Genomic DNA, 19,421 nt, shown 5'->3' on the forward strand with positions numbered 1-19,421 from the left:
ATTCGCCCTGCGGCTCCAGGGGCTTTTCGTCTTTGCCGCCATTTCCCGGCAATGTGCGCTTGGCGGATCATCCAGGTTGGGTATCATGCGTCGCCATTCCCATCCACCGCCGACGGAAGTCAGGCTTTGCCTGCGTGAGCCCAATGGACGATCTCTCCCCCGATTCCGCCTTGCCGCCTGCCGGCAGCGCCCAGGACAACGACGCGCCGCGCCAGTTGGTGGTCTGCATCGACGGAACCTCGAACCGCTTCGGCGACCAGCCGACCAACGTGGTGCGCCTGTACCGCTCGCTGTCGCGCGATCCGCGCAGGGTGCTGGCCTACTACGACCAGGGCGTCGGCACCTTCGGCCTGAAGGAAACCCTGTTCGAGTGGCAGAAGTTTCCCTCGCGGATCGCCGGCCTGGCCTTCGGCTGGGGGCTCAAGCGCAACGTCGAGGGCGCCTATCGCTTCCTCGCCGAGCACTACCGGCCCGGCGACCAGATATTCCTCTTCGGCTTTTCCCGCGGGGCCTACGCGGTGCGGGTGCTGGCCGCGATGCTGCGCGCGGTGGGCCTGATCGATGCGCACCAGCCGCACCTCTTCGACTACGCCTGGACCCTGCTCACCACCCGCATGCCGCCCCGCGACGAAGACAAGCGGGCCGGCACGCGTCGCCGCGGACCGGACTTCGGCCTGCTGGGACGCTTCCGCAAGGTCTTCGGCCGGCAGGTGAAGGTGCACTTCCTCGGCCTGTTCGACACCGTGACCTCGGTGGGCTGGGTCTACGACCCGCTGACCGTGCCGTATTCCTCGAACAACGAAATGGTCGACGTGGTCCGCCAGGCCCTGGCCATCGACGAATGCCGCTGCTTCTTCCGGCAGAACCTCTGGTTCGGCGAGAAGGACCGCAAGTCCGACGTGTTGCAGGTGTGGTTCCCCGGCATGCACTCCGATGTCGGCGGTGGCTATGCGCCGAAGGACTCGCGGCTGGCTCTGGTGGCCTTTACCTGGATGCTCGGCGAGGCGCTGGAGGCCGGCCTGCATGTCGACCCGGCGCGCAGCCGCGACCAGTTGCGCGCACGTTCGAAGCAGGGCCCGGACCCGACCGCGCCGATCCTGCCGGTGATGACCCGGCCCTGGCGCCTGGCCGAGTGGCTGCCGCTGCTGGTCTGGGACCGCCGCAGCGGCAACCGCGCCTGGCGCTGGTCGCGTGGCCGGCCGCGCTCGCGGCCGCTGGAACCGGTCGGGCAGGAAACCCGGGTCAAGCTGCACCGTTCGGTGCAGCGGCGGCTGGACGAATGCCCCGACTACCGGCCGTGCAACCTGCCAGCGCTGGAACGCTGCGACCTCATCGACGATTCGCCGTTGCTCGACGGCTACCGCTAGCGGCTGGCCGCGATCGCGTTCAGAACCACATGCGGATACCGGCGACGAAGCGCGCCTCGTCGTCGTCCTCGCCCTCGGCGCGGGCCAGGTCGGCGCTGTTGCCGTAGGAGCGGTTCCAGGTCACCCCGATGTAGGGCGCGAACTCGCGACGGATCTCATAGCGCAGGCGCAGGCCCAGCTCGCTATCGGCAAGGCCCGAACCGAGGCCGCGGGCGGGATCGTTCCTGCCGTACAGGTTGACCTCGGCGCTGGGCTGGAGGATCAGCCGGTTGGTCAACAGGATGTCGTACTCGCCCTCCAGGCGCAGCGCGCTCTGGCCGTTCTCGCCGAGGAAGGCGGTGACTTCCGCCTCGAAGTCGTAGAGCGCCAGGCCCTGCACGCCGAACGCCGCCCAGGTCTGCGGCGAGCCGGGCTTGAAATCCTGGCGCACGCCGGCGACCAGGTCCCACCAGGGACCGATGGCGTGCCCGAACAGCGCCTGGACCTCGGCGTCCTCGGTCTTGCCGTCGAGCCGTTCGCCTTCGCTGCGCAGCCACAGGCGGTTGATGTCGCCGCCGATCCAGCCGCTGGCGTCCCAGGCCAGCGCGCTGCCGTCGTCGGCGTCCTGGTATTCCAACTGGTCGAGCAGGAAGAAGCTGTTCAGCGCGCTGTCGTGCACCTTGTGCCCCTCCAGCGGCGGAAAGGCGGCACGGCGGTCGGCCTCGGTCGGCACCGGGATCGGCGTACGGCTCTGGCTGGGCGCGGCCTGCGCCGGAGGTTGCCGCGCAGCGCGGCTCATCCCCGGCATCCGGCCATGGTCCATTCCCTGGTGCTCCATGGGCTGTGCCGGGGCGGGCGATGCGGTGCCGTGGTCCATCCCCGGCATCCGGCCATGCCCCATCCCCTGGTGGTCCATGAGTTTCGCCGGGGCGGAGGTCCTCTGGCCGTGGTCCATGCCAGGCATCGCGCCGTGGTCCATGGCCGAGTGGTCCATGCCATTGTCCTGCGCGGCCTCGACGGGATTCGGCAGGCCCAGCAGCAGACCCAGGGCGAGGGCACCGCCGGCCAGGCGGGCGGGTTTCGGCTGGCGGCTCATGCGTTGTCTCCTTCGTCTACCCGCACTTCGCGGAACATGCCCATCTCCATGTGGAACAGCAGGTGGCAGTGATAGGCCCAGCGTCCCAGGGCGTCGGCGGTGACCCGGTAGCTGCGGCGGGTGCCCGGCGGCATGTCGATGGTGTGCTTGCGCACCAGGAAATTGCCTTGCTCGTCCTCCAGGTCGCTCCACATGCCGTGCAGGTGGATCGGGTGGGTCATCATGGTGTCGTTGACCAGGACGATCCGCAGGCGCTCGCCGTAGGTCAGGCGTAGCGGCTCGGCGTCGGAGAACTTGATGCCGTCGAAGGACCAGGCGAACTTCTCCATGTGCCCGGTCAGGTGCAGCTCGATGGTGCGCCCCGGTTCGCGGCCGTCCGGGTCGGCGAAGCGGCTGCGCAGGTCGGCGTAGGTCAGCACCCGCCGCCCGTTGTCGCGCAGCCCGAGGCCGGGGTCGGCGAGCTTCGGTGTCGGCGTCATGGTCTGCATGTCGACCAGCGGGTTGCCGTCCTCCGAAGCCGGATGAGACTGCATCGGCATGGCGTCCATGCCCATCCTGGAGTGGTCCATGCCGGCCATCTTGGAGTGGTCCATGCCGTTCATGTCCATGCCGGCCATCTTCGAATGGTCCATGCCATTCATGTCCATGCCCGACATCTTCGAATGGTCCATCTCGCTGGCGGGCCTCGTCGCCGCGCCATGCCCCATGGCGCCGTGGTCCATGCCGCCCATGCCCATGTCGTCCATGCCGATCAGCGGGCGCGGATCGGGCGTCGGCACCGGCGCGCTAAGCCCTTCGGCCAGCGCCAGGGTGCCGCGGGCGTAGCCGCTGCGGTCCATGGACTGGGCGAAGAGGGTATAGGCGCGCTCGCCGCCCGGTTCGACGATCACGTCGTAGGTCTCGGCCACGGCGATGCGCAACTCGTCGACGCTGACCGGCTCGACGTGCTGTCCGTCGGCGGCCACCACGGTCATCTTCAGGCCGGGAATGCGGACGTCGAAATAGCTCATCGCCGAGGCGTTGACGAAGCGCAGGCGGAGCTTTTCGCCGGGGCGGAACAGGCCGGTCCAGTTGCCGTCCGGCGGCTGTCCGTTGAGCAGGTAGGTATAGGTGTAGCCGCTGACGTCGGCGAGATCGGTGGGACTCATCTTCATCTCGGCCCACATCTTGCGGTCGGCCAGGGTCGCGGCCCAGCCGTTGGCGCTGACGTCGTCGATGAAGTCGCCGACGGTGCGCTTGTGGAAGTTGTAGTAGTCGGACTGCTTCTTCAGCTTGGCGAGGATGCGCTGCGGCTTCTCGTCCGACCAGTCGCTGAGCAGCACCACGTAGTCGCGGTCGTAGCTGAACGGTTCCGGCTCGCGGGCGTCGATCACCAGGGCGCCGTAGACCCCGGCCTGCTCCTGTAGCCCCGAGTGGCTGTGGTACCAGTAGGTGCCGTTCTGCCGGACCTTGAAGCGGTATTCGTAGAGACCGCCGGGAGCGATGCCCTCGAAGCTGAGGCCCGGCACGCCATCCATGTTGGCCGGCAGGATGATGCCGTGCCAGTGGATCGAGGTGTCCTCGGCGAGGCGGTTGCGCACCCGCAGGGTCACGTTGTCGCCTTCGCGCCAGCGCAGGGTCGGGCCGGGCAGCGAACCGTTGATGGTCATGGCGGTGGCCGGCGAGCCGCTGAGGTTCACCGGGGTCTCGCCGATGAACAGGTCGAAACTGTCGCCGGCGAGCAGGTTCTGCTGGCCCGGCCCGGCCAGGGCCCAGGCCGGGGCGCGCCAGAGACCCAGTCCGCCGAGCAGACCGGTGGCGGCGAGGCCTTTGACGAAGGTGCGTCGCGAAGTTCTGTGCATCCGCTGGTTTCCACGCAGGTGGCAGGACGGACTGCGCGAGCCTGCGCAGCCGGGAGGTCGCGGCCCCGCCAGGGCGGTGCGGCGATGCGGACACCCTAGCGGCGCGAGCCTGTCGGCAAGCTGTGGGGAAGATTACAGTGCTGTCAGCTCAGCGCGGCGGGTTCACCAGGTGGCGGTCGAAACCGCGCGCCACCAGGCGTTCCCAGGCGTCCATGACCTGCGCCGGGATCGGGCAGGCGACCTGGAAGCCCAGCGCCGGGTAACGCATGATGCGGTCAAGGTCGCCGACCATCTCGTCGATCACCCCGAGTACGCCGACCAGGTTCGAGATGCCGTCGGGAAATGCGTAGTCGGGCGCATCCACGTGTCCCTCCAGACCCGGCCAGCGGACCGGCAGGGTCAGCGCCACGCGGCGGATCGAGTTGGGCTTGGTGACGAAGGTCGCGCGGCGCAGGTCGGGGAACAGCTCGCGGGCGAAGGCGATGTTCTCGGCGAAGTTGGTCGCCCGCGGCTCGATCACGATGAGGCTGTCGCTTACCCCGCGCGCCCTGGCGTGGCGGGCGAACAGCTCGGCTTCCGGCTCGACCCAGAGATGGCGCGTCCAGTGCCCGGTGTTGCCGGTGAACAGCAGGCGTTCGGCGAGGCCGCGTTCGAGCAGTTCGCAGGCGTGGTCGCAGACCCGCAGGTCGTAGGAGCCGCATACCACCAGCAGTTCGCAGGGCACATGGCAGCGGCCCTGGCCGAGGAAGTCCCAGAGCAGCCGGGCATCTTGCAGGGTCGGGCTCATGGGACGCCAACGCTCCTCTCGCTGCCGGTCGTGGCGGGGTGCCGATGCTGGCAGTACAGCCGGTCGTCTTCGCGGAAGATCCGTAGCTCGCGGAAATCCCGGACCGACCAGCGCGCGCCGGCGGCGAGCAGGCCGCTCTCCTCGCCGATCGCCACGCAGGTCGCGCCGGCGGCACAGGCGGCCTGCACGCCGCTGAGGGAGTCTTCGAACACCAGGCAGCGCGACGGTGCCACGCCGAGCCTGGCCGCGGCCAGGCGATAGCCATCCGGAGCCGGCTTGCCGTGGACCACGTCGTCGCGGCTGACCAGGGTGCGGAACGCCGCCTGCAGGTCGTGCTGGCGCAGCACGTGGTCGATGCGTGCCGGCCAACTGCTGGTGACCAGCGCCAAGGGCACGTCCAGCCAACGCAGCTGGCGGATCACCGCGGCGACGCCGGGCAGCAGGGGACAGTCGGCGCCTTCCTCCAGCGCATCGACCCGTTGCTTGAGGATCCGCCGGCGCTCCATCGGCAGGTGGCCGAACAGATAGTCCAGGGTGTAGCCGCCCGGGCGACCGTGCACGTGGTCGCGCAGGCAGTCCGGGCCGAGCGCCACGCCCTGTTCGCCGGCGACCCGGCTCCAGGCCGCGGCGATGGCTTCGCGGGAGCTGATCAGGACGCCGTCCATGTCAAACAGAACGGCTGAAAACGCTAGTCGATGCATCTCGGGCACTCTGTAGGGCAAGCCAGACCAGGACCGCGCCGCCGAGGGCGAACAGCGCCATGATCAGATAGGACCACTGCGGCAGGCCTTCGTACAGCCAGCCGGCGGCCGGACTGGCGAGGCCCATGGGCAGCGCTACCGCCAGAGAGTAGTAGATCCCCTGGGTCAGTACCCGCGCGCTTTCCGGCGCGTGGTCGCGGATGTAACGCATCACCGCGGCGTGGTAGGCGGCGAAGCTGAGGGCGTGCAGGCACTGGCCGAGGAGGATCGCGGCGAGGTGTTCGCTGCCGGCCAGCAGGCCCCAGCGCAGCGCCGCGCAAAGGCTGGAGAAGAGCATCACCTGGAGCGCCGGGTGGCGGTCCAGGATGCGGTTGGAGACGGCGAAGAAGCTGATCTCGGCGATCACCGCCAGGCCCCAGAAGGCGCCGACCGAGAACGACGAGTAGCCCAGCGTCTGCCAGCCCAGCGAGGCGGTGGTGAAGTACAGCGAGTGGCTCAGTTGGATCATTCCCGCCGCGGCGATGGCCAGCAGCAGGGGGCGTTGCCGGAGGATCCCGCGCAGGTCGGGACGGCGCCTGGCGCCCGGCAGCGGCGAGTCCGGACGGCGCAGGCTGCGGCGACGGAGGAACAGGCAGGCCAGCGCGGTGAGCAGCATCGTCAGGCCGACCAGGGCGGGCACCAGTTGCTGGCCGAACCGACCGAGCAGCAGGCCGCCCAGGGTCGCGGTGAGGATGAAGGCCAGCGAACCGACTGCGCGTACCCGCCCGTAGTTCTGCAGGGCGGCCTTGTCGCGCTTGAGCAGGTAGGATTCGGTGAGCGGCAGCACGCTGGTCCAGAACGCGCCGTAGAGCACGCTCAGGGCGATGAACAGGGGCAGGCCCTCGGCCAGCTGGAACAGCAGGGCGCAGGCGCCGGCCAGGGCCGCCAGCAGGGTCGCCAGGCGCAACTGGTCGATGCGCCAGTCGGCCACGTAGGTCAGCGCCACCCCGGCGATCACCTGCGGCCAGTAGGCCGCGGCGATCAACAGGCCGATCTGGCTGGCGCCGAAGCCCAGGCTGGCCAGCCAGGTCGGCCAGAACGGATAGATCAGCCCCTCGGCGGCGAAGTAGCCGGAAAAGATCAGGTACATGCCGGTTCCCGCGTCGCCGTGCCGGTTCGCTGCGGTTTGCGCCTCACTCGAAGCGCGCCCTGGCGAAGGCGTTCTCGCCCTTGCGCCAGACCAGCAGGGACTCGCCCAGCACCACCAGGTCGACCATCCCGTCCTCCAGCGCGCCGAGGGCGTCCTGCGGGGCGCAGACGATCGGTTCCTCGTGGCGGTTGAAGGAGGTGTTGATCAGCGCCGGCTGGCCGCTGCGGGCATGCCAGGCATGCAGCAGGGCGTGCATGAACGGATCGGCCTGCGGCCGGATGATCTGCGGCCGCGCGGTGCCGTCGACATGCACCACCGCCGGGCAGCGCGCGCGGAAATCCGCATGGCAGTCGTAGGTCATGGTCATGTAGTCGGCCGCCACCTGGTCTTCACGCCAGCCAACGTAGCAAGCCTCGGCGTGTTCTACCGCGGTGACCGGGGCGAATGGCATGAACTCGGTGCGTTCCATGCGCTGATTGAGCCAGTCGTTGGCGCTGGCATCGCCGGGATGGTAGACGATGCTGCGGTTGCACAAGGCGCGCGGGCCGAACTCCATGCGGCCCTTGAACATGCCCAGCACCTGGTTTTCCCGCAGCGCTTCGACCAGCGTCTCGATCAGGTTGGCCGGCCGGCTGTAGGCCAGCTGCGGGTACTGGCTGGCGATCAGCTCGGCATTCTGCGCGGCGCTGCGCGCGTCCGGCCCGAGGGCCATGCTCGGCGCCGGGAAGCGCGTACCGTTCTCGCGATAGGCCACCGCCACCGCCGCGGCCAGGGCCAGGCCGCCGTCGCCCATGCAGGGCAGCACGTAGACATCGCGGACCCCGGGGATCTCGCGCAGGCGCTGGTTCAGCTTGACGTTGCCGAACACCCCGCCGGCCAGGCACAGGTTGGCGCAGCCGGTGCGCGCCACGTGCTCCCGGGCGATGGCCACCAGCAGGTCTTCGGAGTGCCGTTGCGCGGCGGCGGCGACATCCGCCGGGCGTTCCGCCGCGCAGCGTTGCAGCAGCGGATCGCTGTAGCCGTCGTAGGAGGGCAGGTACAGTTCGCCGCAGCGGGCGCGCAGGCGGCCGTTCTCCAGGCGGATCATGTCGTTCATCAGCGGCAGCAGCTTTTCCGCGTCGCCGAACGCCGCCAGGCCGGTGATCTTGCCTTCGTGGCGGTTCGGCTTGAAGCCGAGCAGGCGGGTGATGCGCCCGTAGAAGTAGCCCAGGCTGTCGACGCTGGTCTCGCGTTGCAGGACCGCCTCGCCGCCGTCGGCGCGGTAGTGGGTGACGGTGAGCGACTGGAAGTCGCCGCGGCCGTCGCAGGTGAGGGTCAGCGCCTCGTCGAACGGCGAGCAGACGAACGCGCCGAGGGCGTGGCATTCGTGATGGTCGATGTACTCGACCTTGCCGCGCAGGCCGTTGGCGTGGACGAAGGCATCGAATTCGCCGCGCTTGGCCTTGTCGTTGGCCATTTCGTCGGCGATCCGCTTGCGCAGGTGCGGCAGGCCCTCGGGACGCTCGCGGGCTTCCTCGAGGACCCGGTCCAGATAGAGGTCGAGGTGCCGCCCGGCGTCGAACCCGGCGTTCCAGCCGTAGGCGATGCGGTCGATGTCGGCCAGGTCGATGCCGGCCTCGCCGAGCACATAGTCGATGGAGCGGCTCGGCCAGGCCTTGTGGTCCTTCTGGCGGGTGAAGCGCTCCTCGCTGGCGGCGGCGACGATCCCGCCGTCGCGCACCAGGCAGGCGCCGGCCAGGTCGTTGTTGGTGATCCCGAGAATGATCATGCGGTGTCCTCTTGCGCGAACGGGTGGGGGGCGAGAGGCGTAATAGGTTGCATGGCACCGGGAGCCCAACAACCTGCCAGATCTGGTCGCCTGCGAAATCTGGCAGGGCTACCGGATCTGGTAGCTGGACAGCCGTCGACGGGCTTGCCGGCCATACCGGCCGGGCGCCCGCGCCGGCATCAGAAGCTGTAGCTGAGGCGGCCGAACAGGATGCGCCCGTAGGGATCGGTGTAGCGCGGGTCGTAGCCGCTCTGGAAGGTGTAGGTCTGGTTGCTGAACGGCGGTTCGCGGTCGAACAGGTTCTTCACCCCGAGGGTCAGCCCCAGCGCGTGGCTGAGGCGGTAGCTGCCGGCCAGGTCCCAGAGGTTCCACGAGCCGACCTTGCCGTGGCTGGCGCGGTCGTAGTCGTTGTAGCCGCTGGTGTAGCGGTTGCTCAGGGTGGCCTGCCAGGCGTCGCGGCTCCAGGTGGCGTTGGCGACGTGCTTCCAGCGGGCGATCACGCCGACGCCCTGGAAGTCGCCGACGTTGTCCAGGTACTGGCCGCCGATCTGCTGCTGGAAGTCGTAGCGGGACACGTAGGTGCCTTGCAGGTCGAGCCCGAACTGCCCGTAGCGGCTGGCCGGGAAACGATAATCGAGGCTCAGGTCGACGCCGCTGGTCTTTACCTTGCCGAGGTTGGCCAGTCCGGTGACGACGTGATCGATCGAGCCGTCGGCCTTGCGCACGATGCGTCCGGCGTAGGCCTGCGGGTCGGCGAAGATCGCCGCTTCGGGAAACTCGGCGATCTGGTTGGCGATCCTGATCCACCAGAAGTCCAGGCCGACGGAAAGGTCGCGCAGCGGCTGGTAGACCAGGCCCAGGGTAACGTTGCGCGCGGTTTCCGGTCGCAGGTCGGTATTGCCGCCGGTGGCGTTGTAGAACTGCTGGGCGCAGTCGCGGTTGGCGATGCCGCCCTGGCTCGGCTGGCCGCCGGCGCACAGGCGCGGGTCGTCGTAGTTGGCGCTGGTATAGGTGGTGAAGGTCGGATTGTACAGTTCGTACAGCGACGGCGCACGGAAACCTTCGCTGTAGGCGCCGCGCAGGACCAACTGGCGGAACGGCTGGAAGCGGAACGAATATTTCGGGTTGCTGGTGCTGCCGAAGTCGCTGTACTTGTCGTGGCGGATCGCCGCGCTGAGTTCCAGGCTGTCCAGCACCGGCACGTTGAGTTCGGCGTACTGCGCCTTCAGGTTGCGCTCGCCGCTGACCGTGGCGGCGGGATCGACGCCGAGGCTCTGCACGTTGCCGGCGAAGTCCTGGATGTCCTGGTGGAGCGCTTCCTTGCGGAACTCGCCGCCCAGCGCCAGGGCCGCCGGCCCGGCGCCGAACCAGTCGCCGATCTCCCGGCTGGCGCGGGCGTCCAGGCCCTTGACGCGGCCGACCGAGGTACGGAAGTCGCCGCTCAGTGCATGGCTGCCGAGGTAGGCGAGGCCGGCGTCGGTCTGCGGCCCGAACGGGTTCAGCGTCCCGTTGGCGATGCCGAGGGCGGCGGCGCGATCATCGACGTAGCCGCTGTGGATATGGTCGACCACCTTGTTCTGGTTGTACGAGGCGCCGATATCGTAGTCCCAGTCGGCGAACCGGCCGTCGAAGCCGAGCAGCAGGCGCTGGCCGGTGTTCTGCGAGGATTGCAGGCGCGGCCCGAGCACGCTCTGTCGCCAGTTGACCTCCACCGGCCGGCTCGGGTCGAGGACGAAGCCGCCGGGTCCGGGAGTGATGCCGTTGCCGGGATAGAAGGCGGTGCCGGGATCGATCTGCAGGCCGGTGAGGGTCCCTGGGCCGACCTGGGTAGCGTTGTCGCTGCGCGACCAGAAGTACTCCAGGCTGACGTTGTGCTCGTCGGCCAGCTTGCCGGTGGCGCGGCTGAACACCGAGGTCTTCTCGGTTTCCGGCACCAGGTCGAGGTAGCGCCACAGGCTCTGCCGGCAGATGCCGTTGCGCGGAATCAGGTCGGCGCCCTTGCAACCGCCGGCGGCCAGCGGATTGCTGGCGTTGGCGCCCTGGCTCCAGTTGCCGGGGAAGGCGGTGCCGGAGCTGTAGTCGAGGCCGCGTCCCGGCTGGTAGTTGTAGGTGTAGCCGCGGTCCTTGGCGCCGAGGCGCTCCTGCTTGTCGTAGTTGGCCACCGCGAAGACATTGAAGCGATCCTCCTCCAGCTCGCCGAAGCCCCAGCTAGCGCTGACGTTGCGCTGGTTGCCGCCGCCGTCGTGGGTGGGGGAGGCGTAGCCGCTGTCGAAGCGGCCTTCGTTCAGGCTCTTGCGGGTGATGAAGTTGATCACCCCGCCGATGGCATCGGTGCCGTACAGCGCGGAGGCGCCGTCGCGCAGCACCTCGACCCGGTCGATGGCGGCGAAGGGAATGGTGTTGAGATCCACCGCGGAGCCGTCGATGGCATTGTTCGCCAGGCGCCGGCCGTTGAGCAGCACCAGGGTCTTGTTCGCGCCGATTCCGCGCAGGTCGGCGAACGAGGCGCCGCCGGTGGCGCTGCCGACCGAGCGACTGGAGTTGTATACGCCCTGGTTGCCGGAAAGCCGGCCGATCAGTTCCTCGGTGCTGGTCACGCCCTGTTGGCGCAGCTCCTCGGCGCGCAGGACGCTGATCGGCACCGCGGTTTCCGCATCGACCCGGCGGATCGCGCTGCCGGTCACCTCGATTCGTTGCAACTGGACCGTGGGCGGGTCGACAGGCGCCTGTTCCTCCGCCGCGGCGGCGCTGCCGGGAGCGAGCTGCAGGGCCAGCAGCAGGGCGGCGCCCAGCGGCGCGTCGGTGTGGAGCGATCGGTGCATGGTCGGGGCATCCCTTGTTCCGGTGTGTCCAGGGATGTCCGTCGAGCCGGGGGATTTTCCAGGGACGGCTTAGACCTTTGCGCCATGAGTTTATGTCCGCTGGGAACAAGCCCTGCCGTCGCGCCTTTCGTCGGCGGGCCGGAGCGGCAGAACCAGTCCCCTCTGCCGAGGTCGAAAAGCAGGCGTCGCGGCGGTGCTGCGGCGTCCTTTCTTCAGCTACATTTTTCTTTCAGCAGTCGTTCCCATCATCCAGGGCAGCACCCAAGGGGCAGATCATGGCTCGCACCACTCCCATCGAGCTTTATCGCAACATCGGCATCGTCGCCCACGTCGACGCCGGCAAGACCACGACGACCGAGCGGATCCTCTTCTACACCGGCGTCAACCACAAGATGGGCGAGGTCCATGACGGCGCGGCGACCATGGACTGGATGGTCCAGGAGCAGGAGCGCGGCATCACCATCACCTCGGCGGCGACCACGGCCTTCTGGCAGGGCTCGACCAAGCAGTTCCCGCACCGCTATCGCTTCAACATCATCGACACCCCCGGCCACGTCGACTTCACCATCGAGGTGGAGCGCTCGCTGCGCGTGCTCGATGGCGCGGTGGTGGTGTTCAGCGGCGCCGACGGAGTCGAGCCGCAGTCCGAGACGGTCTGGCGCCAGGCCAACAAGTACCATGTGCCGCGCCTGGCCTACGTCAACAAAATGGATCGCCAGGGCGCCGATTTCCTCCGCGTGGTCGCGCAGATCAAGCAACGCCTGGGCCATGTCCCGGTGCCGATCCAACTGGCGATCGGCTCGGAGGAAAACTTCAGCGGGCAGATCGACCTGGTGAAGATGAAGGCCATCTACTGGAACGATGCCGACCAGGGCACCAGCTACCGCGAGGAGGAGATCCCGGCGGAGCTGCGGGCGCTGGCCGAGGAGTGGCGGGCGCACATGGTCGAGGCCGCTGCCGAGGCCAACGACGAACTGATGAACAAGTATCTGGAAGGCGAGGAACTGAGCATCGAGGAGATCAAGGCCGGGCTGCGCCAGCGGACCCTGGCCAACCAGATCGTACCGGCGGTGCTCGGCTCCTCGTTCAAGAACAAGGGCGTGCCGCTGGTGCTCGACGCGGTGATCGACTATCTCCCGGCTCCGTCGGAAATCCCGGCGATCAGGGGCACCGACCCGGACGACGAAGAGAAGCACGACGAGCGCCATGCGGACGACGACGAGCCTTTCTCGGCGCTGGCGTTCAAGATCGCCACCGACCCCTTCGTCGGCACCCTGACCTTCGCCCGCGTGTATTCCGGGGTGCTGACTTCCGGCGACGCGGTGCTTAACTCGGTGAAAGGCAAGAAGGAGCGGGTCGGGCGGATGGTGCAGATGCACGCCAACCAGCGCGACGAGATCAAGGAAGTGCGCGCCGGCGACATCGCCGCGCTGATCGGCATGAAGGACGTGACCACCGGCGACACCCTGTGCGCCATCGACAAGCCGATCATCCTCGAACGCATGGACTTCCCCGATCCGGTGATCTCGGTGGCGGTGGAACCGAAGACCAAGGCCGACCAGGAGAAGATGGGCATCGCCCTGAGCAAGCTGGCCCAGGAAGACCCGTCGTTCCGCGTGAAGACCGACGAGGAGACCGCGCAAACCATCATTTCCGGGATGGGCGAGTTGCACCTGGACATCATCGTCGACCGCATGCGCCGCGAGTTCGGCGTCGAAGCCAATATCGGCAAGCCGCAGGTGGCCTATCGCGAGACCATCCGCAACACCTGCGAGATCGAGGGCAAGTTCGTCCGCCAGTCCGGCGGCCGCGGCCAGTTCGGCCATTGCTGGATCCGCTTCGCTCCGGCCGACGAGGGGCAGGAAGGCCTGGAGTTCCACAACGAGGTGGTCGGCGGGGTGATTCCCCGCGAATTCATCCCGGCGATCCAGAAGGGCATCGAGGACCAGATGCAGAACGGCGTGCTCGCCGGCTACCCGCTGATCGGCCTGAAGGCGACGGTGTACGACGGCTCCTACCATGACGTCGACTCCAGCGAGATGGCGTTCAAGATCGCCGCCTCGATGGCCACCAAGCAACTCTCGCAGAAGGGCGGAGCGGTGCTCCTGGAGCCGGTGATGAAGGTCGAGGTGGTGACCCCGGAGGACTACATGGGCGACGTGATGGGCGACCTCAACCGCCGGCGTGGCCTGATCCAGGGCATGGAGGATACCCCGGCGGGCAAGGTGATCCGTGCCGAGGTCCCGCTGGGCGAAATGTTCGGCTATGCCACCGACGTGCGCTCGATGTCCCAGGGGCGCGCGAGCTACTCGATGGAGTTCGTTCGCTATGCCGAGGTACCGGCCAGCGTGGCCGAGGCGATCGTCGCCAGGCAGGGCCGCTGAGAGCCGCCGCGCGCCGCCGAGGCCAGCGGCGGCGCGCGCCTTTGCGGGAGCGGCAGCCGCATCTTCGGCGCCGATGCGCTTGCCAAGCGGGGTTTTTGACGCCCCCTGGATGCTTAACTATAAGACAGTGACCAAGGCCCGCACCTATACGGTCACAAGGATGGCGAATCGATGCTTGCTTCAGCGATTGCCAGCGGTACCGCAGTCTCCCAGGTCTCCAAGCATCTCCTAATGTTCCTGGCCGCCCTTTTCCTCGCCCTCGGTGCATGCGGCTGGGCGATCCTGCACATCGCCAGGCACCAGGACGACATCGCCATCGAGCAGAGCCATTTCTACGTGGAAAAGGCGCTGCAGAATCGCCGGGAAAATTCCGAGCAGTTCTCCACCACCTATTCCTTCTGGACCGACGCCTACGTCTATCTGGGAAACCGGGTCGACGTGGACTGGGCCTTCACCAAGAACAACCTCGGCTCGGTGCTCTACACCACCAATGGCTACGACGGCGTCTTCGTCATCGACGACCGTGGCACTCGCTACGCCATGCTCGAGGGCGAGCTTTCCGAACGCTCGCTGGCCGACTCGCTGAACGCCGACACCGGGGACATCCTCCGCTCCGCACGCCGTGCCGCGGTGGACGAAGCGGCGATCAGCCGCTACGTCGACTTCGACGGCGCACCGGCGATCCTGGTTGCCTCGGCGATCAAGCCCACCAGCGATCATGCGCCCATCGACCTGGCCAAGGCCTCGGTGATGGTCTTCGTCGACCGGCTGACCCCGGCGAAGCTGGCCAAGCTCGGCGGCGACTACGGCATCGCCAACCTGCACCTGCTGGCCGGCGGCGCGGCGGGCGACAAGGAAAGCCTTGCCCTGGAGGGCACTCCCCATCGCCTGGCCTGGGTGTCGTCGCGTCCGGGTAGCGCCATGCTGCGGGAGACCGCGTTGCCGCTGCTGGGAATCTTCGTGCTCGCCGCCGGGCTGCTGTTCTGGCTGAGCCGCAGCGCCGTGCTCAACGCCCGCGCGGTGGATCGCCAGCAGAAGGTCCTGAAACGCAGCAACCAGGCCCTGCTGGCCAGCGAGGAACGTTTCAAGTCGATAGCCGAGGCGGCCTCGGACTGGATCTGGGAAGTCGACGGGCATTTCGTCTTCACCTATCTCTCCGTGCGCTTCCGCGACGTCACCGGCTACCAGCCGGAGGCCTGGATCGGGCGGCGGCTGGACGAGTTGCTGGATAGCGATACGGTGAACATCGTCAAGTGGCTGGAAGGGCTGCCCGATGCCGGTGCGCCGTCCAGCCTGGTCTGCGCTTTCCGCGACAGCCAGGGCCAGGCGCGGGTCGGCAAGCTGAGCGCCAGCGCGATCCGCAACGGCGTCGCCAGCGGCTATCGCGGCACGGCGGCCGACATCACCGACGAGGTCGAAGCCCATGCGAAGATCCAGCATCTGTCCCTGCACGATGCCCTGACCGGCCTGCCGAACCGCAACAAGCTGTTCCAGTTCCTCGAACGCCTGCTGGCGGAAAAGGCTGGCAAGTCGCCGGTAGCGGTACTGATGCTCGACCTCGACCGCTTCAAGCCGATCAACGACCAGCACGGCCATCCCGCCGGCGATGCGGTGCTCTACGCCATCGCCGAACGGCTGCGCGCCTCGACCCGCGACCAGGACATGGTTGCCCGGCTCGGCGGCGACGAGTTCGTGGTGGTCAGTACCCACGTGTCGTCGAAGCTGGAAATCGAGAAGTTCTGTAGCCGGCTGATCGACGTGATCAACCGCGAGGTCGCCTACGAAGGGCACAGCTTCCATGTCGGCGCCAGCATCGGCGTGGCCCTGGCGCCGGAGCACGGCGGCGATCCGCGGGGCCTGCTGCGTTGCGCCGACGTGGCGATGTACGAGGCCAAGGCCGCGGGGCGCAATACCTGGCGTTTCTACTTGGAAGCGATGGACTCCCATCTCGCCGAGAAGAAGCTGCGCGAGACCGAGTTGCGCGCCGCCTTGCAGAACGGCGAGTTCGAGTTGTACTACCAGCCGCGTTTCCTGGCGCAGGAACAGACGATCGCCTCGGCGGAGGCGTTGATCCGCTGGAACCATCCGCGCCGCGGGCTGATCGGCCCGGACGAGTTCATCGGCCTGGCGGAAGAAAGCGACCTGATCGTGCAGATCGGCAACTGGGTGCTGCGCGAGGCCTGCGCCACCGCCGCCAGCTGGCCAGGCGAGGTGATGGTCTCGGTGAACGTGTCGCCGGCGCAGTTCATGACCGGCGATATCGTCTGGCAGGTGCGCGAGGCGCTGCGCCTGGCCCACCTGGATGCCCGCCGGCTGGAGCTGGAGGTGACCGAGAACGTCATGCTCAACGATGTCGACGGCGCGCTGCGGACCATGACGGCCCTCAAGGAATTGGGCGTCCGCCTCAACATGGACGACTTCGGTACCGGCTATTCCTCGCTCGGCTACCTGCGCACCTATCCCTTCGACAGCATCAAGATCGACAAGCGCTTCGTCGCCAGCATGGAGAAGACCGGGCGCGACCGTTCGATCGTGCAGGCCATCATCAATCTCGGCAACGCCCTGAACCTGCGGGTCACCGCCGAGGGCGTGGAGACCGAAGGGCAGATGCATATCCTGCGCGACGAGCAATGCCACGAACTGCAAGGGTTCCTGCTCAGCCGGCCGCTGGATGCGCAGCGCCTGCGCGATCTGCTGGAGCGCGAGGCGGGGCAGACCCAGGCGCCACAGGTTTCCGCCGAAGGCCATGCTGCGCGCCGGCCTTGAGAGGGAGTCAGAAGGGCGCACGCGGTGCCTCGGCGGCCCTCGGTTCAGCGATCGCCCTGCGTATGGTTCAGAAAATGCTGAACTGATTATTTGACCTGACTGATTCCCTTCCCGTCTTCGCTTGCCGACACTCCGTCCTTCCCATGGCCTTGTGCCAGGGCCAGCGGCGGTGGTCGCTACCCGCTTCGGGCGAATCGCGGTGATGGTCTGCTACGACCTGGAGTTTCCCGAATGGGTGCGCCTGCCGGCGCTGTCCGGCGCACAACTGCTCTGCGCACCGGTGAACTGGCCGGCGGCACCGCGTCCCGAGGGCGAGCGGCCGGGCGCGGCTGGGCGAATGAAAAAGGGCGCGGGCCAGTATCGGCGCCGCGCCCTTTTGCCGGAGGAGAACCTTATTCCAGTTCGGCTGCGCTCTCTTCCTGGCGCTTCAACCCGGTATGACTGATGGCGTGCAGAGCGGTATTGAACTGTACGGTCTCGTTGAAACCCTTGACGATCTGCGCCAGCTTCTCGCGGGCGCTTTCCAGCTTCTTGAAGCGCTCGCCGAGTTCCAGGCTGCGCTGCTGGACGCTGGCTTCGCGCTTTTCCAGTTCGGCCTGGCGCAGGTTCTGCTGGCTGCGCAACTCTTCGAGGCGTTCCTGCTCGATCTGCAGTACTTCGGCTCGCCGCGCGCTGCTGCGCTCGCGGGCTTCGACGCTTTCCGCGAGTTGTTGCAGGGCCGCGCTGCGCTCGGCGAGGAGACGGTTGCTCTGCTCGGTTTCCCGCTCCAGCGCCTGGCGGTCGTCCTGCAGGCGCTTGTGCCACTGCCGGAGCTGCTTTTCCTTTTCCTGCAATTGCCGCTCCTTCTCGTGCAGTTGCGTCTGGAGCGACTCCAGCGACTCCTGCTGCTTGAGCGCTTCCTGCTTCTGCTGGCTCAGTTGCTGGGCCATGCCGGCGAGGTCGGCCAGGGTGCCCTGCACGTCCTGTAGCAGATGCTCGGTATCGTTGCCGATATCGAGCGCGGTATCCGTATCCACGTGGGCTTCATCCTCGGGTTGGCGAATGACGGCGGCGGCCTGGGTGGGCGCCTCTCTGGCGTTGGCCCCGCCCTCGGCGCCGGCCAGGCGTGCGGGCGGCACCCGGAGGCGCAGCGACAGGCTGGGGACCCTGGCCGATACCGGTTCCGGCGCGGGTGCGGCGAGGGGGGAGGGGCTCGGGGGCATGGAGGATTCCTCGGCGGCGTCTGGAGACGGAAGGTTGGCGCTGCCCGTGGCGTCGGCGGCGTGCAGCGCGGGGTGGAGCATCTGCGCCAGGTCGGCAAGCTCCTCGCGAAGATGACTGGCGTTGTCGACGAAGGCGCCGATGGCCTCGGCATCCGCTACCTTGGCGGACTGCTCCGCTTTCGCCGCGAACTCGGCTGGCGCCCCACCCTCGGGCGCTGCCGTTTCCGCCTCCGGCCGCGGCTCGGGCTCGACGCATCCGGCCTCGGTGACGGTTTCGTCTTCCGCCGCCTCGGGCTCGTCGATGGGCTCCGCCGGCCCGTCCGTGGTCTCGTCCGCATCGTCTTCGGCGAGGACATCGGGAGCGGCGTCTTCGAAAAGGGCCTCCTGGACGAGCGGCGGGACTTCCGCGCAGGGTTCCTCGCCATCCAGGGCGGGGCCGTAGCCATGGGGGGACTCGAAGGTGACGAGCTTCATCACCCATTCGCGTTCGAGCACCAGGGAGCGGTGTTCTTCCCGCCGCGAGGGGGCGATGGCCGCGTCCTGCAGGTCGATGAGGTGGTAGGCCAGATCGCTGGTCCGGCGGTTGCCGGTGGTGGCTTCGCGGACCAGTTGGCGGAACACCTGGATGGCCGCCTCGCAGGCCTCGTCGGTGTCGAGACGGCCCAGGCGGAAGCCGTCGTCGGTCTTGAACAGGGAGGCGATGTAGACGCGCGAGTCGTTTTCGTCGACCTGTTCGTTGAGGCTGTAGGCGATGAAGTTGCGGTCGCTGGCGGGAATGGCGAAACCACACAACAAGGCCGCATTCAGTTCCGTCTGCTCGGCAGTTTCCACACTGATGGTTCGAAGAAGCATAAGCCCTGGAGATCCCGTTGGTGCTTGAAAGGTGTAACGGGCGAGGGTACCGGGAGCTATGGGCGAGGTAACTTGGACGAGTCCTATTGCCTTGTAAGAAAAATCTTGAAGATTTTACTGCGTGCCGTGCCCAGCGCACCGCGCAGGCTCGTCCGCTCGTACGGGGCCGGCGCGCTTCAGCGATCCGCCATCAGGACGACGATGGCCTCGGCGACGAAATCGGCGTTGCGCTCCAGGGTCTGCAGGTGGTTCATGACGACATCGTAGGTTTCGCCGCCTTCATGGCGCTTCGCCCAGATCGCCAGCTCCTCCAGGGCCATGCCGAGGGCACTCTGGTTCTGGTTGAGACGGCAGAGCAGGGCGACAGTCAGGTCGTGATCCAGCATGGCGGTACTCCTGATCCTGAAAAACTCAGCGTAGCCCCCCTGGCGCTCCGCCGACACGGAAGCGGTTCACGAAAAGACGAAGCGGTTCAGCCGCTGCCGACGGGGTGGCCTGCGTTCGTGGCCGGTGCCCACGGCGCAGCGCTTTCGATAGCCCCCGGCAGCTTCGGACCGACCTGGCAAGGGGACCTATCCGAACGGCGAGGGTGGCCCGCGGTGGTGGCGCGCCGCATGGCCAGTTTCCCATGCCGCCTGGCTATACTGGCGGCGCGGGAACAAGACGCCGTCCATGAAGAGCGTCCCGGACCCGAACGTCGCGCGTCCTGTCATCTCCGCTACCTATC

The 19,421-nt window shown here is 67.8% G+C and carries 12 protein-coding genes and 1 pseudogene; 4 read left to right on the plus strand and 9 right to left on the minus strand.

The window, feature by feature from the left end; all coding sequences use genetic code 11:
• Positions 1 to 143 precede the first annotated feature (143 nt).
• Positions 144 to 1,367: a DUF2235 domain-containing protein gene (locus HMPREF1224_RS41115; protein WP_003088736.1), complete on the plus strand. Its 1,224-nt coding sequence runs from the start codon at positions 144 to 146 to the stop codon at positions 1,365 to 1,367.
• Between the two features lie 19 nt (positions 1,368 to 1,386).
• Here HMPREF1224_RS41115 and HMPREF1224_RS41120 read toward each other — a convergent pair whose 3' ends face one another.
• From HMPREF1224_RS41120 to HMPREF1224_RS41150, 7 genes are all read right to left on the minus strand, one after another.
• Positions 1,387 to 2,442 (minus strand): copper resistance protein B, encoded by a 1,056-nt coding sequence (locus HMPREF1224_RS41120; protein ID WP_010794114.1) that lies wholly within the window; start codon positions 2,440 to 2,442, stop codon positions 1,387 to 1,389.
• Positions 2,439 to 4,283 (minus strand): copper resistance system multicopper oxidase, encoded by a 1,845-nt coding sequence (locus tag HMPREF1224_RS41125; RefSeq protein ID WP_003160171.1) that lies wholly within the window; start codon positions 4,281 to 4,283, stop codon positions 2,439 to 2,441. Before HMPREF1224_RS41125 ends, HMPREF1224_RS41120 begins: the two co-directional genes overlap by 4 nt.
• Positions 4,284 to 4,431: 148 nt before the next feature.
• Positions 4,432 to 5,070 (minus strand): YdcF family protein, encoded by a 639-nt coding sequence (locus tag HMPREF1224_RS41130; protein ID WP_003088740.1) that lies wholly within the window; start codon positions 5,068 to 5,070, stop codon positions 4,432 to 4,434.
• Entirely contained in the window at positions 5,067 to 5,735 is a 669-nt protein-coding gene (locus HMPREF1224_RS41135; RefSeq protein ID WP_010794115.1) for an HAD family hydrolase, read from the minus strand. The genes HMPREF1224_RS41130 and HMPREF1224_RS41135 overlap by 4 nt, the downstream gene beginning before the upstream one ends.
• A 1-nt stretch (position 5,736) precedes the next feature.
• Positions 5,737 to 6,900 (minus strand): MFS transporter, encoded by a 1,164-nt coding sequence (locus HMPREF1224_RS41140; RefSeq protein WP_003114866.1) that lies wholly within the window; start codon positions 6,898 to 6,900, stop codon positions 5,737 to 5,739.
• 43 nt (positions 6,901 to 6,943) lie between these two features.
• Complete coding sequence (locus HMPREF1224_RS41145) at positions 6,944 to 8,668, minus strand: carbamoyltransferase family protein (RefSeq protein WP_010794116.1); 1,725 nt, start codon at positions 8,666 to 8,668, stop codon at positions 6,944 to 6,946.
• A gap of 179 nt (positions 8,669 to 8,847) precedes the next feature.
• Entirely contained in the window at positions 8,848 to 11,490 is a 2,643-nt protein-coding gene (locus tag HMPREF1224_RS41150) for a TonB-dependent receptor (RefSeq protein ID WP_010794117.1), read from the minus strand.
• A gap of 275 nt (positions 11,491 to 11,765) precedes the next feature.
• Here HMPREF1224_RS41150 and fusA point away from each other — a divergent pair, with 275 nt between their 5' ends.
• The 3 genes and pseudogenes from fusA to HMPREF1224_RS45715 all read left to right on the plus strand — a co-directional run.
• Positions 11,766 to 13,874, plus strand: a complete 2,109-nt coding sequence (fusA, locus tag HMPREF1224_RS41155) for an elongation factor G (protein WP_010794118.1) — start codon at positions 11,766 to 11,768, stop codon at positions 13,872 to 13,874.
• A gap of 171 nt (positions 13,875 to 14,045) precedes the next feature.
• Positions 14,046 to 16,640 carry a bifunctional diguanylate cyclase/phosphodiesterase gene (locus tag HMPREF1224_RS41160; RefSeq protein WP_010794119.1) on the plus strand — a complete coding sequence of 865 codons (2,595 nt, stop codon included), beginning with the start codon at positions 14,046 to 14,048 and terminating at the stop codon, positions 16,638 to 16,640.
• A 160-nt stretch (positions 16,641 to 16,800) separates the two neighbouring features.
• Positions 16,801 to 17,004: pseudogene (locus tag HMPREF1224_RS45715) on the plus strand (nitrilase-related carbon-nitrogen hydrolase); the annotation flags it as partial.
• A 28-nt stretch (positions 17,005 to 17,032) separates the two neighbouring features.
• Here the strand turns inward: HMPREF1224_RS45715 and HMPREF1224_RS41165 are convergent.
• Positions 17,033 to 18,694: a hypothetical protein gene (locus tag HMPREF1224_RS41165; protein WP_003142545.1), complete on the minus strand. Its 1,662-nt coding sequence runs from the start codon at positions 18,692 to 18,694 to the stop codon at positions 17,033 to 17,035.
• 176 nt (positions 18,695 to 18,870) lie between these two features.
• Positions 18,871 to 19,080 (minus strand): hypothetical protein, encoded by a 210-nt coding sequence (locus HMPREF1224_RS41170; RefSeq protein WP_003088759.1) that lies wholly within the window; start codon positions 19,078 to 19,080, stop codon positions 18,871 to 18,873.
• Positions 19,081 to 19,421 lie beyond the last annotated feature (341 nt).

It is taken from the genome of Pseudomonas sp. P179, from assembly GCF_000478485.2.
GTDB classification, from domain to species: Bacteria; Pseudomonadota; Gammaproteobacteria; order Pseudomonadales; family Pseudomonadaceae; genus Pseudomonas; species Pseudomonas aeruginosa.

Coding starts and splice junctions, on each gene's coding strand:
- HMPREF1224_RS41115 (WP_003088736.1), top strand. CDS start 144: ATGGACGATCTCTCCCCCGATTCCGCCTTGCCGCCTGCCGGCAGCGCC.
- HMPREF1224_RS41160 (WP_010794119.1), top strand. CDS start 14,046: ATGCTTGCTTCAGCGATTGCCAGCGGTACCGCAGTCTCCCAGGTCTCC.
- HMPREF1224_RS41135 (WP_010794115.1), bottom strand. CDS start 5,735: ATGGACGGCGTCCTGATCAGCTCCCGCGAAGCCATCGCCGCGGCCTGG.
- HMPREF1224_RS41165 (WP_003142545.1), bottom strand. CDS start 18,694: ATGCTTCTTCGAACCATCAGTGTGGAAACTGCCGAGCAGACGGAACTG.
- fusA (WP_010794118.1), top strand. CDS start 11,766: ATGGCTCGCACCACTCCCATCGAGCTTTATCGCAACATCGGCATCGTC.
- HMPREF1224_RS41170 (WP_003088759.1), bottom strand. CDS start 19,080: ATGCTGGATCACGACCTGACTGTCGCCCTGCTCTGCCGTCTCAACCAG.
- HMPREF1224_RS41150 (WP_010794117.1), bottom strand. CDS start 11,490: ATGCACCGATCGCTCCACACCGACGCGCCGCTGGGCGCCGCCCTGCTG.
- HMPREF1224_RS41130 (WP_003088740.1), bottom strand. CDS start 5,070: ATGAGCCCGACCCTGCAAGATGCCCGGCTGCTCTGGGACTTCCTCGGC.
- HMPREF1224_RS41120 (WP_010794114.1), bottom strand. CDS start 2,442: ATGAGCCGCCAGCCGAAACCCGCCCGCCTGGCCGGCGGTGCCCTCGCC.
- HMPREF1224_RS41140 (WP_003114866.1), bottom strand. CDS start 6,900: ATGTACCTGATCTTTTCCGGCTACTTCGCCGCCGAGGGGCTGATCTAT.
- HMPREF1224_RS41125 (WP_003160171.1), bottom strand. CDS start 4,283: ATGCACAGAACTTCGCGACGCACCTTCGTCAAAGGCCTCGCCGCCACC.
- HMPREF1224_RS41145 (WP_010794116.1), bottom strand. CDS start 8,668: ATGATCATTCTCGGGATCACCAACAACGACCTGGCCGGCGCCTGCCTG.